A 13,987-nucleotide genomic window follows, 5' to 3' on the forward strand; every position below is an offset into this window, starting at 1 on the left:
TTTGATGGAAACACTGCTACCCGAGGTAGGACCGCTGGTTGACAAGCTCAACCACGTAGCCCGCCACCTCAAAGCCACGTTTGTGGGCAAAGACGATATCATTGACCTATTGTGCCTGTGCCTGGTAGGCCGCGAAAATCTGTTTCTGCTGGGGCCGCCCGGCACCGCCAAAAGTGCCCTGGTGCGGGCCATAGCCCAGCGCCTGCAAGGCCAAACCTTCGAGTACCTGCTCACGCGCTTCACCGAGCCCAACGAGCTGTTTGGCCCTTTCGATATCCGCAAGCTGCGCGAAGGCGACTTGGTGACAAACACCGCCGGCATGTTACCTGAGGCGCACCTAGTCTTTCTGGATGAGCTGTTGAATGCCAATAGCGCCATTCTCAACAGCCTGTTGATGGTGCTGAACGAGCGGGTATTTCGCCGTGGGCAGGAGTCGCGCCCGTTGCCGGCCTTGCTGATGGTGGGGGCCAGCAACCACCTGCCCAATGACGAAACCCTGCACGCCCTGTTCGATCGTTTCCTGGTACGCGCCCACTGCGACTACGTGGCGCCCGAGGCGCTGACCGACGTACTGGCGGCTGGCTGGGCGCTGGAGCGCCGCGCCCCGGCCGAAGCCCCTACCATCACGGCCCAGGAGGTGCTGCACCTGCAAGCCGCCATCCCCACGGTCGATCTGACGGCCGTGCGCCCGCTGTACGTCGACCTCGTGAGCAAGCTGCGCCTGGCGGGCGTAGCCGTATCCGACCGCCGGGCCGTGAAGCTGCAACGGCTGCTAGCGGCCAGCGCCTTGCTCTACCAGCGCACCACGGTCATTCCCTCCGATATGTGGGTGCTGCGCTACATCTGGGATACCGACGAACAGCGCGAAATCATTGCCGGCATTGTGGATGCGGTGGTGCACGCCGACGAGCAGGCCAACCGCCACCCCCGCGCCGCCGGCCAGGATGCCCCCAATGCCGACGTCCTGCTGCGCGAAGTGGCTGCCCTCACGGCCCAGTGGGACCAACCCGAAACGTCGTTGGCGGAACGCACCGCTATCAAAGACCAGCTGCGCTACCTGCACGGCCGCACGCAGTGGCTCACCAACGAGGTGCAGCGCCAGTATGTGCAAGAACCGCTGGACGCGCTCTGGCAAAAAGTGTTGCAGGCATGACGGAGCACGTGTTGGTACTGGCTGCCACCGATTGCGCAGCGCTGGGCGCCGTGCGGGCGGTGCCCGACCTGCGGGCGGCCGGGGCCGATGGTAGGGTGTGGCTGCGCGGTCTGCCGGCCGCCGCTCCGTTGCCGCTAGTTGTGAGGACCCTACCCATCGTGGCCGCCTACACCCTCGATGTGGCGGGGCGGCTGTTCCCGGTGGGGCGCACTACGCCCGTTGGCACGCTGCCAGCGCTGGCGTGGCAACCCATACAGGAATTTGCCCCCTTGGCTGTATCCAGTGCCGCCTTGCCGGCCCAAGCGCCGCCCCGCTACTCGGTGCAGCTGGTGCCCTCGGACCGTGCGGCCGCCAGCGCTGCCCTGCTTACCTCCTGGGCTAGCTGGCACGCGTACGCCGAAACGGCACCCGAAATCCGGCTGCGTGCCCTGCGCTTTGCTGTGTCGGCGGAGCAGCTGGTGCTGGTGCTGGGCACGCCCTTGCCGCCGCTGCCGGGGCAGGAGTATTGGCAGCAGCAAAACCTACTCCTACCCGCCGGCTTCGACCTGGAAGCTTCCTTGCTCGCTCCCTTGCTGATCCGCCAGCTGACACCCGAAAACGATGCTTTCGTTTTATTTGCTCCGGATGGATCCTGGGAGCGGGTGCTCACTGTGCATCTTTTACCCGTTACCCGCAGCGCCGTGCGCCTGACAGCCGCTAGCTTTTCGCATGAGTAAGTCGTCCGCTCCCGATCCTTTCAAGCTGGCGCTGGAATATTTTCAGACTCCGCAAAACTACTTCTGGCGCTGGACCGAAGAAGGTGCGCTGGCGGAGTGGCAGAACGGTACCACCATTTGCTACCGCGAAGAGCTGGAAGCGGTGCTGCATACGCTGGTGCCGGCGGGCCTCCCGCCCCTGGGCGCGGTGCTGCTGCTACTAGCCGTGTGCGCCGATACCTGGTCGGCCTCGGGGGGTAGGGCGGTGCTGGAGGCGGTAAGCCAGCGGGTCCGATATGGGAGGGAAGCCGATAAGCTCGATTTCTACCTGACTACCTTCAGCAAGTTTGCGGAGGTGGTGCAAGGCCTGCCCCGCGAGCTGCGCACCGGTCCGCCGAAGCTGCATTTGTTCCGCGAAGTCCTGCAACCAGAGCCGGTTGGCAAGAAAATGCGCCCCTTGGCCCTCGTGCAGGGGGTAGCCCAGGCCCGCAGCCAGCAGGCACTACACCTCTGGACCAGCGGGAAGCTGGACGCCAGTCTGCGCGTGACGGGTAGCCTCATTACTCTGGAAGTTTTTCTGGCTGATTTGCAGTGTCTGGACCGCGCTCTGCAACGCTTTCCCATGCCGGGTAGCCTGGACCACCACCTGCGCACCGGCCTGCCCGAAGCCCCCGCGCCGCTGCCGGCGCCCGAGTTGCCTACCCCCGCCGAGCCTGAGCCACCTCGCAGCCTGCTCGATCAGCTGGCGGAAGACCCGCGTACGGCCGGCCTGGCCCACCTCACGCAGCGGCTGGTAGCCAGTCTGCGCATTCCCCCGCACACGCACCAAGCCAGCGAAAAGCCCCTGGGCGGCGTGGCCGACATCACCAACCAAGGCAGCTACGACCGGCTGCTGCTCAGCGAGCTGGCCCAGGATGATGCCTTGCTGCTGGCCCGGCTGGTGAATGGCGAGGCGTTGTATCTGCGCCGCGAGGCGCCCCCGCTGCCCGAGGTGCGCCCGCGGGTAGTGCTGCTCGATAGCACCCTCCGCATGTGGGGCGTGCCGCGGGTATTTGCGCTGGCGGCCGCTCTGGCCTGGGTACAGCCCGCCAGGCAGCCACGCCGGCAAGCCCCGGCCACGGCCTATGCGCTGGGCGGGCAGGAAATGACGCTACTCGATTTAACCTCCCTGGATGGCGTGGTAGAAGCCCTCAGCCAACTCGATGTGGCCCCGCACGGCGGCCCCGCCCTCCGGCAGTTCGCTCAAATGCCGGCTGCCGCTACCGACTGCTTGCTGATTACGGAGGCACAATTGCTTCAGCTGCCAGAGTTTGCGGCCGCGCTGACCGAGGCGAAAACCGCGCTGCGCTACCTGCTGACGGTAGACCGGAGCGGAGAGCTACAGCTATTCGAGTACCAGCAGGGCCGCCGCACGTTGCTCAGCACCACGCGCCACGACCTCGACGTGCTACACCAAGCGCCACGCCGCCCGGCCCGCCGCCCCGGCCACCCGGCGGCGCCGGCCTTCTTGCACCGTGATTCTGCCCCGTTGTTCTTCCCAGCCGCGGGCGTGCGGCTATCTATCAAGAACACGTTCTACGTACCCGAGCTAGGCGTGGTAAGCATCTCCGATACGCGCCGCGTGCTGTATTGGGCCGATAAAGATATAGGCGCCGAGGAGCTGCTGCCAGTTATTGAGCCGGGCGACTATTATTTCGGTACCGATAGTGAGGGAATATGTGTGCTGGTCAGTAACCGCACGCAGCTGCTGATTTACGGTTTTTCTCTGAGTGGGGAGCCGGTGAGGGTCGATTTATCAAGTGAACTGGAGGCCGCCGATGCGCAGCCGTCAGTCGTATTCAAAGACGGCAGCTATTACGTGCGGCAACCAAGCGGAACGCTGGTGTTTGACTGCATGCAGTGGAAAATCTGGGAACGTACTACCACTACCTTTCCCACAAATACGAATACTGCGTTTCGGGCAGATTTTGGGCATCTGAAGCGCCACGTCAACAATGGGTATAGTGTATTGCAGCGCGTGCGCCGGATGGCTGTCAACGCCGAACGGGAGTTAGTGCTTGATGGGCACACGCTGCGGCTGGTAGACAGTAGCACCTCCCCAACGTTGCAGCTGGTGCAGACGCCGTTCGATAAGGCGTTGCCGAATATACAGGTGGAGGAAGAAGTGGCCGGGCTCACTCCCAACAACCAGGTGCGGTTCCGGCGCGTAGCCTGGCCCAACGGCAGCACGGCCTTGGTCGACTCGCGGGGGCTGCTGCACCTGCGCAGCACCGATGCCGCGCTGCCGGAAGTGACCATAGTGCTGGTACTCGGGCAGGCCACGGCGGCCTGGGCTTCGGATGGAACCGTCTGCGGCTCCATGTACTTCACAGGAGCGGCGCCCACACCGAGCGCGCCGGTAGGGGAGTTCTACCACCGCTACCTCCGGCCGCTTATCGAGCAGCTTCGCTAGGCAAACGCGGGGGTACCATTATTGGAAATTCAAGAACATAGCCTGTATCACTGATGTCTACCGCGTTTTCCTACCCTATGCAGCTCGCCTTGCGCTACCACCCAGCGGCTCAGCGTCCGGCGTGCGCGGCGTTTTTGCGTGGGACCGAGCCGGCGGCGTGGCTGCGCGAAATAGGTCGGTGGGGCCTTAGTGCCGAGCAGCTCAGCTGCTACTTGGTGCCCGAGTCGATTCGCTCGGTGCGCGTGGCGGGCTTGCTGGTGGTAGCGCCAGAGGGCACGCTGCCCGCCGACGTGCTGGAACCCTGCGGAGTAGAAGCCGGCCGGCTGTACGTGCCCACGCACGCCGCGCTGTGGCCGGCTACCACCCCCGAGGAGTTGAGCGCCGCCTTGGTGTGGCCGCGGCAACTGCTGCACCCCAGTATCGGGCTGGTAGGGTTCGATACGGAGGATGAGCTAGACCTGTCTAGTCTACTGGAGTTGCAGGCGCCGCAAGCTACCGATTGGGGCCGTGCCAAGATGGGTAATGAGCCTAGGCCACCCTTGCAGCAGATTCGGGTGCAGGCGCCCACGGCGGCCGACGTAATGCAGGAGATGCAAGAGGACGTTGGCACCGCACTCCTCTCAGATTTGCCCAGACCCCCTGGCACCACGCCAGGTATGCTACAAAAGCAATGGGATAACCTGCGACGTGGAATGCTGCGTCGGACGTTGCAACTAATGCAGCGAGTGCCAAACCCTACCGAAAAGAAACGGCCGGGTCCATTAGCCACTGGAGAATTACTGGTGGGACTTCTATTGTTAGGGCTGTTACTGGCTGGAGTAATATGGTTGCTGCATGCGATAGTTGGTGTAGACCTTGACTCGTTTCCATGGAGTACCATGTTGATTGTACTAGTGGTACTAGGGAGCCACTTGCTGCGTGCGGCCCAGCAAAAGGACAATAGTTCTCAACCAGCCTATCCACCCGTTCGTAGGCCCGCCAAACTTGGTTTACTCACGCGCCTGCAACAGCGGTGGCGCAGCAATTTGGCCGAGCTGGAAAAGAAGCGTCACAATGAAATTGAGCGCCTGTTGCGCTTGTTTACCGACAACCCCGACGAAGCGCTGAAGTACGCCATACCGCTCGGTGGTCCGTACCAAGACCGCGGCACGGCGGCGCCCTCGGCCCAGCTAGGGCCGCGAGCCACGGAGTTCAACCTGGGCCGCCTGGGGGGCGGGGGTAGGGTAGATGCCTGGAACCTGGACGCCTACCAGCAAGACCTACGCCAGCGGTACCAGGCCAGCGCCCACCGCGAAACGGCTGCCGGGCACTATCAGAAAGCGGCCTATATCTACGCGCATCTGCTCGGCGACTACCCCAGCGCGGCCCGCGTACTGGAACAGGGCGGCTTCTACCGCGAAGCGGCCACGCTTTACCAGGAGCATCTGCACAACCGGCCGGCCGCGGCGCAATGCCTGGAGCGGGGCGGCTTGCTGCTGGAGGCAGCCACGCTGTTTGCCGAGCTGGAGCAGCACGAGAAAGTCGGCGACCTGTATCAGCAGCTCGCCCAAACTGACTTGGCCGCCCGCCACTACGAGCGCGGGGTAGCATTACTGCTCACCAACCACGACCATCCCGCCGCCGCTCGCCTGCTGAACGATAAGCTGGCGTCTCCCGACCGCGCCCAGACGGTGCTGATCGAAGGCTGGACGGTGGGTAGGCAGCCCGAAGCCTGCTTGCGACAGCATTTCAACGTGGTAGCGGCCGTGCCTGGGGCGGATCTGAGCACGCAGGTGCGCAAGGTATTTCAGCACCACACGCCCCGGGAGCAGCTCGTGCCGTTGCTACAAGTGCTCAGTACGTTAAGTGAAAAATATGCGGCGCCGGAACTGCGCACGACCACCCGCGAGGTGGCCTACGAGATTGTGGGTGCCGAGGCCGCCACTGGCAACCTTGTGCCGCTGAACCTGCTGCACCATTTTCTGCCCGACGATCCCCTGCTGGCCTCCGATTGCAACCGCTTCACCACCCGCCAGGCCTGCCGCCTGACGGATGCTGCCCCCGCGCTGTACATGCAGGCGCCGCAGCTCGATGCCACTGTGCAGTGGCAGCAGGCCGTTGGGTACGGGGCGCAGTGGCTGGCCGTAGGCGTGCGCAACCAGCGCCTGCACCTAGCCCGCGCCAACTGGTATGGCCACGTAGAGTATTACTCCTGGACCACGCCCCTGGAAGACCCCCGCGTGCAGGTGCTGGCCGACGAGCAGCACGGCAACCAAATAATTCTGCGCTCGGCGGCCGGCGCCGCTTTCGAAACCAAGCAGTTGTCTCAAAATAAACACTTCCCGCAGAGCCTCACCGTGCGGTGCCCCAGCTGGCTGCCACCCTGGCCCACGCGGGTAGCCCTACTCCCCAATAAATGCATAGCTAGCGTGTGGCTGGAGGGCACCACGCTGCTACTGCACCGCTACGACGCGGCCGGCCCGTCGGGTCTGCTGTTAGCCACCCAAACCTACCAGCCTGACGTACCTGTACCCCTGGTAGATTCGGGTGTTCGGGTTGAGCCATACGAGTTGCTATATTATGATAGCCTGTACTATACCTGTTTTGATAATGCGGTGGTGTGGGCGGCAGAAGATGGCCGGTGTCAGGTATATAGTAAAGACGAGTATACTTACTCGCTGACGCGCTCGGCTTACCTTCCGAACCCTTGTTTCGCCGTTTCCACAGAAGAAGGGCTGCAACTATGGATGCCTACCCAAGGGGCTGATGAAGCGCCACAGCAAGTGGTGTTTGATGGTGGCTTGTCGAGCGCAGCATCGAGTTTCGTTGGAGTAGAGCATCTGGTGGCCATCAATGACCAAGCCACCGTCTACCATCTGACAGAAGACGGTGCAAAGTGGGTGAAAAGAATTAAAACACCCACTCAGGTAGTGGCCGTGCTGCCTACAACCAGCCGGCAGCAGTTTGCCCTGCTGGAAACGAACGGCCGGGTTTCGCTGCACACCACAACCTGATCTGCATACAGCAACGCCAGGATAGATACAGCCAGGAAGCAGTCGAAAGAACCCAACCTGCAAAAAACACCGACCTTTGCCTACCCCGTCCCGCGCCAACCCAGTCCCTCAGTCCCCCACAACCCAGTCCCCTATTCCATGACCTGGCCACTCGCGCAAAAGCAATTCGATGGCTATCTGCGGCTCGAAAAATCCTTGGCCGGCAATTCAGTGGAGGCCTACTCCCGCGACGTAAGCAAGCTGCGCCAGTACCTGGAGCTGCACCAGCTGCCCATCACGCCCGAGCACATCACGCCCGAACACCTGCGCGCTTTCCTGACATGGCTGGGGGCACTGGGCCTGAGTGCTACCTCCCAGGCCCGCACGTTGTCGGGTATCAAGGCTTTCTATAACTTCCTGATTATGGAAGACTTGCTTCAGCTAGACCCCACCGATACGCTGGAAGCCCCCAAAACCGGCCGCCACCTCCCCGATACGCTCAGCTACCCCGAGATAGAGCAACTGCTGGCGGCCATCGACTTGAGCACGCCCGAGGGCACCCGCAACCGCGCCCTGCTGGAAGTGCTCTACTCGTCGGGCCTGCGCGTATCGGAACTCACGGAGCTGCGCCTTTCCAATGTATATGTAGATCAAGGCTTTGTGCGGGTGGTGGGCAAGGGCAGCAAGGAGCGCCTGGTGCCCATCGGCCGCGACGCGCTCAAGCACCTGGGCTTCTACCTCAGCGGCATCCGCGCCCACCTCGATGTGAAGCCCGGCGACGAGGACATTGTGTTTCTGAACCGGCGCGGCGGCAAGCTGTCCCGCGTGATGATATTCCACATCATCAAAGCGCTAGCCGAGCAGGCGGGTATTCGCAAAAGCATCAGCCCGCACACATTCCGCCACAGCTTTGCTACCCATCTCATCGAAGGCGGCGCCGACCTGCGTGCCGTGCAAGAAATGCTGGGCCACGAGAGCATCACCACCACCGAAATCTACACCCACCTCGACCGCGACTACCTCAAGCAGGTGATTACGGAGTTCCACCCGCGAAGCTGAGTGGTGAGCATTCCTACCGTTTCTGACAAGACCGGAGCCAGTCTTCGGCGGCAGCTACAGTTTCAAAAAGCTGTACTTCAAATTGATCCTGAAACGGATGATGCTTGTCCAAGACTGCCAGCTCACTGCGCAGCCGGTGCGTGACGTGGGCCACGTAGCGCAGGCCAAGCCGACTGGCCTGGGGTCCCCATATCCGCTGCAACCACTCAATCGAATCGAACCATGGTCCTACAAGCTGGCTGTTGTCATTCAATAGATACGGGCAGCTGAAAGTTTGCATGGAAGTGAGGTAGCTATCAGCGCCTTTCGTGGCTTCGCCTGTATCAACAAACCCTTTCCAAGTAGCACGTAACCATTGGTTCACTTCGTCGAATGTGAGGACGCAGGAGCTGCCGTCAGAGGGGTCGGTAGCAGATTTTAAGAGCATGACAAAAACGAAAACCGGGAAAAGTGATAAAGGTTGAGTGTGCGAAACTGGGTAGATTTCCTGCGAATAGCAACCTGAACAAGAACTACGGTTGGTACAAGATATTTTTGCCTTCCTATTTGATTCACATCGTATGCCCGCCCTTTTCCGGTTTCCTACCACTCCACTTCGCCAGGCGCTGCTGGTGTTGGTGCTGCTGCTACTGCCCGTGTGGTTGCTGGGCGAACACGCCTACCTGTCCATCAACGACAACCTCGATTCGGAGCTGGTAGCGCCCTACTTGCTGCCCCGCCTTGGCGTGCTGCTGGACTACCGCTCCACGGCGGTGGTGCCGCCCCTGATGGACGGCCTACCCCGCAATGCCCTGCGCTCCGGCCTGAGCGTGACCATGCAACTGTTTGCCGTGCTGCCCCCGCTGCCGGCCTACCTGCTGCACGCGCTACTGGTGCGGCTGGTAGCGTTGCTGGGCTTCTACGCGCTGGCCCGCACGCACTGGCTGCGTAAGCCCGAGGATACCGAGTTGGCGGCACTACTGGCACTGGCCTGGGCCACGCTGCCGATGCATACCATCTACGGGCTGTCGGTGGGAGGGCAGCCATGGGTGCTATGGGCTGTATTGAATCTGCGGGAGGGTAGGCGGCGCGGGCTGAGCTGGTTGACGCTGGCGGTGTTTCCGCTGTGGTCGATGTTTGTGTATGTGGGGCCGTTTTTGCTGGCGGGCATAGGCGGGCTGTTGGCGTGGGACTGGTGGCACGGCCGCCGCGCCCACCTGGGCGCGGTGCTGTTGGGCGCCGGGCTGTTGCTGGCGAGCTACCTGGTGGTAGAATACCCGCTACTCTACTCTTTGCTGATAGCCAAGCAGTTCGTGTCGCACCGGGTGGAGTTTGATATCAGTCAGCTACTGCCCATGAGTTTCCTTATCGGGCTGAAAAGCACCCTACACTACCTGCTGATGGGGCAGTACCTCCCCGGTCTGTTTTTTCGGGGCGTGATCTTGGCGGCGGTGGCAGTGGCACTAACTAAGGGCGAGCCAGCAACGCGCCGGGCGCTTGGCCGGCGGCTGCTGCCGCTGGGAATAGTGCTGGTGCTGACTGCCGTCTTCTGCGGTTTTTATCCTCAACTGCTCACAGCGTTGCAGGCATACATACCGTTGCTGCGCACTTTCAACATTAGCCGTTTTCATTTTCTGACGCCGCTGCTCTGGTTTGTAGTGCTGCTGCTGAGCCTGCCAGCCCTACCCCCCGGCCGTCTGCGGGTAGGGCTGGCAGTGGCGCAGCTACTCCTTGGCCTGGCCATGAACACCGAGTGGACCACCAATTTGCGCCACCTGGCGGGCGTAGCGCCCGCCACCGAACCCAGCTACGCGGCCTACGTGGCACCCCGACTGTTTGCGCGGGTGCGGGCCTTGTTGCACGAGCGCACCGGCCAGGAGCCGCCCGCCTACCGTGTGGCCTGCCTGGGCCTACCGCCCAGCGTGGCCCAGCTCAACGGCTTCTACACCCTCGACAGCTACCAGAACAACTACCCCCTGCGTTATAAGCACCAGTTCCGGCCCCTTATTGCCGGCGAGCTAGCGAAGGACCCCGCCCTGCGCGCCTACTTCGATGCCTGGGGCAACCGCTGCTACCTGTTCTCGGCCGAGCTAGGAAGGAACTTTCGGGTAGGCGCTGTGCAACGTAGGGTAGTGCAGCACTGGGCCTTCGATGCCGCTGCATTTCGGCGGCTGGGCGGGCGCTTTGTGCTCTCGGCGGCGCGCCTGGCCCGACCGCAAGAGAGCGGCTTGCGGCTGCTGGCCGTGCAGGCCGATGCTGCAGCCTACTGGCAGTTGTTTGTGTATGAGGTAGCGTTGCCGAGTGAGTGAGTGAGTGAGTGAGTGAGTGAGTGAGTGAGTGAGTGAGTCGAAGGTAGGAGGGTAGGAGGGGGTGTCTTCGCCGCACTCGCTCGGCTCCGCTGAGTGAGCACTACGCCCAAGCAGCTCTGCTGCGCGCGCCTGCATCACGTTAGCCCTGCCTCGGGCAATCGACGCGGACGGATTCAGAGCACAGCCTCTCAAGCGTAGTCCTCACTCGGTCGAGCCGAGGGAGTGCGGCGAAGACAGAAAGAATATGCAAACAAATCGAGCAGTGGAAATAGTATCTTCACTGCTTCACCGTTTTACGGTTTTGGTACCCCCGTTTCCCCCTCAAAATTGCTAGATTTGGCTTTTTAGTGAGCATCCGAATGGCAAAGAATACATACAAGCAAACGAATACTGCTCCGGCTTCCCGCGCCAATGAGCAGCGCCCGGCGCGGGCTTTGGCTCCAGTAGCCGACGAGGTAGCACCCGCCCGCGAGCAACCCCGCCGCGAGCCGCGCAACAAGGAAAAACCTAAGGCCGCGCCCCGCGCCGCTCGTCCGCCCATGCGCTTCCCCACGGTACGTCTGGGCGGGGTGCTGGGCTTCCTGCGCGACCGGCGCTTTCAACTGTTCCTAGGCTTTTTCTTCCTGCTCAGCTCCATCTACCTCACCATTGCCTTCGTGTCGTTCCTGTTTACGGGGCACGCCGATCAGAGCGTGGTGGAGAACCTGGCCAATACGCCGGTGAAAGAAGCCGGGCAGGAGTCCAGCAATCTGCTGGGGCTGGTAGGAGCCTGGGCAGCACAACTCCTGATTTACAAGGGCTTCGGCGTGGCGGCCTTTGCCGTTATTCCGGTGGTGTTTTTCTTGGGCTACAAAATTGTGTTCCGCCGAGCCGATGTGTCGGTGAGCTACGTGCTGGCGCTGTGCCTGTTTACGATGCTGTGGCTGAGCGTGTTAATGGGCTACGTGGTGATCAGCATGCAGGACCCCGAAGCGGACCCCAACCTAGCGCATCGCCTCGATTTCCTGAGCGGGGGGGTAGGCTACGAGGCAGCCCTGTGGCTGAGCAGCCTCATTGGCTGGGGCACGGTGCTACTGCTGGCCTTCCTGCTGATTTCCTTCGTAGTATTCTTTTTCAATGTGACTACTCTGGGTCTAGGCCGGGGGGTAGGGGAGGAGGCCGTTCCTGTCGCTATGGCTACACCGGCCGCTGCGGCCAATCGGGCCGGTAATGCCCCGCGTTTCTCGTCAACTACTGAGGAAGAGCTGGAGCAAGACGACGCCCTGGAACCAGAAGATGACGACGACGATGAGGCGTTGAACATCACTCTGCACGACCGTCGCCCAGTGGCTGCTACCCCCGCTCCCGCCGAGCCGGAAGTGGTACATACAGGTGCCGTGGCCGGTGGTGCCGTGGCCCTGAGCGTAGCCCCAGCAGCCGTTGCGGCGCCGACCGTTGCTGCCTCCGCAGGAGCGGCGGCTACCGTGGCTGGCGCGGGTGCCGTAGCGGCCAAAGCGGCCGCCAGCGGCCCCAGCTTCTCCTTCGAAATGCCCACCGCCGAGCCGGAGGTAGCGCCTACTGCCACACCCGCATCGCGGGTGCCAACCCCACTTTCCCTGGCTGACCTCGCCGACGCTGATGCGCCGCTGCCAGCTGCCACGGCCTCGGCACTGCCACTGACCGTAGAGCCTGCCAAGCCCGAAGCGCCCTTCGAAATCGAGGATAAAACCGGTGAGCTCGATCCTTCGGCTGGTGCCGATATGGCCGTTATTGCCGAGGAAGACGAGGACGCCGAGGCCATGCCCGCCGTCAACTACGACCCTACCCTCGACCTGCCCCGCTACCAGTACCCTACCCTGGAGCTGCTCAACGACTACGGTGCCCCCAAAGCCCAGGTAACCAAGGAGGAGTTGGAGGCCAACAAAGACCGCATCGTGGAAACGCTGGGGCACTACGGCATCAACATCGCCAGTATCAAGGCCACCATTGGACCTACCGTCACGCTCTATGAGATTGTGCCGGATGCGGGCGTGCGCATCTCCAAAATCAAGAGCCTGGAAGATGATATTGCCTTGAGCCTGGCCGCGTTAGGTATCCGTATTATCGCGCCAATTCCGGGTAAAGGCACCATTGGTATTGAGGTGCCGAATACCAAAAAAGAGATGGTGAGCATCCGCTCGGTGTTTGCCACCGACAAGTTCATCAACACCGAAATGGACCTGCCGATTTCCTTTGGCCGCACCATTACTAACGAGGTGTTTGTGGTCGATCTGGCCAAGATGCCCCACTTGCTGATGGCTGGTGCTACCGGTCAAGGTAAGTCGGTGGGGCTGAACGTGATACTGGCTTCGCTGCTCTACAAGCGTCACCCCTCGGAACTGAAGTTTGTGCTGGTCGACCCCAAGAAGGTGGAACTCAGTATCTTCAACAAGATTGAACGCCACTTCCTAGCTAAGCTGCCCGATACCGAGGAAGCCATCATCACTGACACCAAAAAGGTGGTAAACACGCTCAACTCTCTGTGCATGGAGATGGACCGGCGCTACGATTTGCTGAAAGACGCCGGCTGCCGCAACCTGAAGGAGTACAACCGCAAGTTTGTGGAGCGCCGCCTCAATCCCAAAAAAGGCCACCGCTACCTGCCCTTCGTGGTGTTGGTGATTGATGAGCTGGCCGACCTGATGATGACGGCCGGTAAAGAGGTAGAGACGCCTATTGCTCGCCTCGCCCAACTGGCCCGCGCCATCGGTATTCACCTGATTGTGGCCACCCAGCGTCCCTCGGTAAACGTAATTACGGGTATCATCAAGGCCAACTTCCCTTGCCGCATCAGCTTCAAGGTGACCTCTAAAATCGACTCGCGCACCATCCTGGATGCGGGCGGCGCCGACCAGCTCGTGGGCCAGGGCGACATGCTGATTTCGCAGGGGTCCGATATCATTCGGGTACAGTGCGCCTTCATCGACACGCCCGAGGTAGACCGCCTCTGCGACTTTGTGGGCGAGCAGCAGGGCTACCCCGACGCCTACCAGCTGCCGGAGGTAGCGGGCGAAGACGGCGGTGGCAACGGCGGTGAGGACTTTGACCCCGCCGACCGCGACTCGATGTTTGAGGAAGCTGCCCGCGTGATTGTGACCCACCAGCAGGGTAGCACTTCGCTCATTCAGCGCAAGCTAAAGCTGGGCTACAACCGCGCCGGCCGCCTCATCGACCAACTGGAGCATGCCGGCATTGTGGGGCCTTTCGAGGGTAGCAAAGCCCGCGAAGTCCTCATCCCTGATGAGTACAGTTTGGAACAGTTGTTGAATACTATGCAGAAATAGAACTTAGCCGAGAGAAAATAAGAGCATAACGTTGTTCTACTTTTAGTTTTCTCCGTTTAAACCTTC

8 protein-coding genes are annotated in these 13,987 nt (G+C 61.8%); 7 read left to right on the forward strand and 1 reads right to left on the reverse strand.

What is annotated here, in order from left to right; translation table 11 throughout:
- The first annotated feature begins 4 nt into the window (after positions 1-4).
- The 5 genes from J4D97_RS02315 (at position 5) to xerD (ending at position 8,331) form a co-directional block, all read left to right on the forward strand.
- Positions 5-1,153, forward strand: a complete 1,149-nt coding sequence (locus J4D97_RS02315; RefSeq protein WP_208306197.1) for an AAA family ATPase — start codon at positions 5-7, stop codon at positions 1,151-1,153.
- A complete protein-coding gene (locus J4D97_RS02320) occupies positions 1,150-1,869 on the forward strand; it encodes a hypothetical protein (RefSeq protein ID WP_185283442.1) in 720 nt (239 codons plus the stop codon). Before J4D97_RS02315 ends, J4D97_RS02320 begins: the two co-directional genes overlap by 4 nt.
- On the forward strand, positions 1,862-4,300 hold the full coding sequence (locus tag J4D97_RS02325) for a hypothetical protein (RefSeq protein WP_208306198.1): 2,439 nt from the start codon (positions 1,862-1,864) through the stop codon (positions 4,298-4,300). Before J4D97_RS02320 ends, J4D97_RS02325 begins: the two co-directional genes overlap by 8 nt.
- Positions 4,301-4,377: 77 nt before the next feature.
- Entirely contained in the window at positions 4,378-7,293 is a 2,916-nt protein-coding gene (locus tag J4D97_RS02330) for a hypothetical protein (protein ID WP_208306199.1), read from the forward strand.
- Positions 7,294-7,431: 138 nt separating this feature from the next.
- Positions 7,432-8,331, forward strand: coding sequence for a site-specific tyrosine recombinase XerD (gene xerD, locus J4D97_RS02335; RefSeq protein ID WP_185283445.1), 900 nt, complete (start codon positions 7,432-7,434; stop codon positions 8,329-8,331).
- A gap of 13 nt (positions 8,332-8,344) precedes the next feature.
- On the opposite strand, the gene J4D97_RS02340 is transcribed toward xerD, so the two are convergent.
- A complete protein-coding gene (locus tag J4D97_RS02340; protein WP_185283446.1) occupies positions 8,345-8,758 on the reverse strand; it encodes a hypothetical protein in 414 nt (137 codons plus the stop codon).
- A gap of 133 nt (positions 8,759-8,891) precedes the next feature.
- Here J4D97_RS02340 and J4D97_RS02345 point away from each other — a divergent pair, with 133 nt between their 5' ends.
- Together J4D97_RS02345 and J4D97_RS02350 are read left to right on the forward strand one after the other, a co-directional pair.
- Entirely contained in the window at positions 8,892-10,619 is a 1,728-nt protein-coding gene (locus tag J4D97_RS02345) for a DUF6044 family protein (protein ID WP_208306200.1), read from the forward strand.
- A 359-nt stretch (positions 10,620-10,978) separates the two neighbouring features.
- Positions 10,979-13,921 (forward strand): FtsK/SpoIIIE family DNA translocase, encoded by a 2,943-nt coding sequence (locus J4D97_RS02350; protein ID WP_208306201.1) that lies wholly within the window; start codon positions 10,979-10,981, stop codon positions 13,919-13,921.
- The last annotated feature ends 66 nt before the right edge of the window (positions 13,922-13,987 follow it).

The sequence above is a fragment of the Hymenobacter defluvii genome, assembly GCF_017589435.1.
GTDB lineage: Bacteria > Bacteroidota > Bacteroidia > Cytophagales > Hymenobacteraceae > Hymenobacter > Hymenobacter profundi.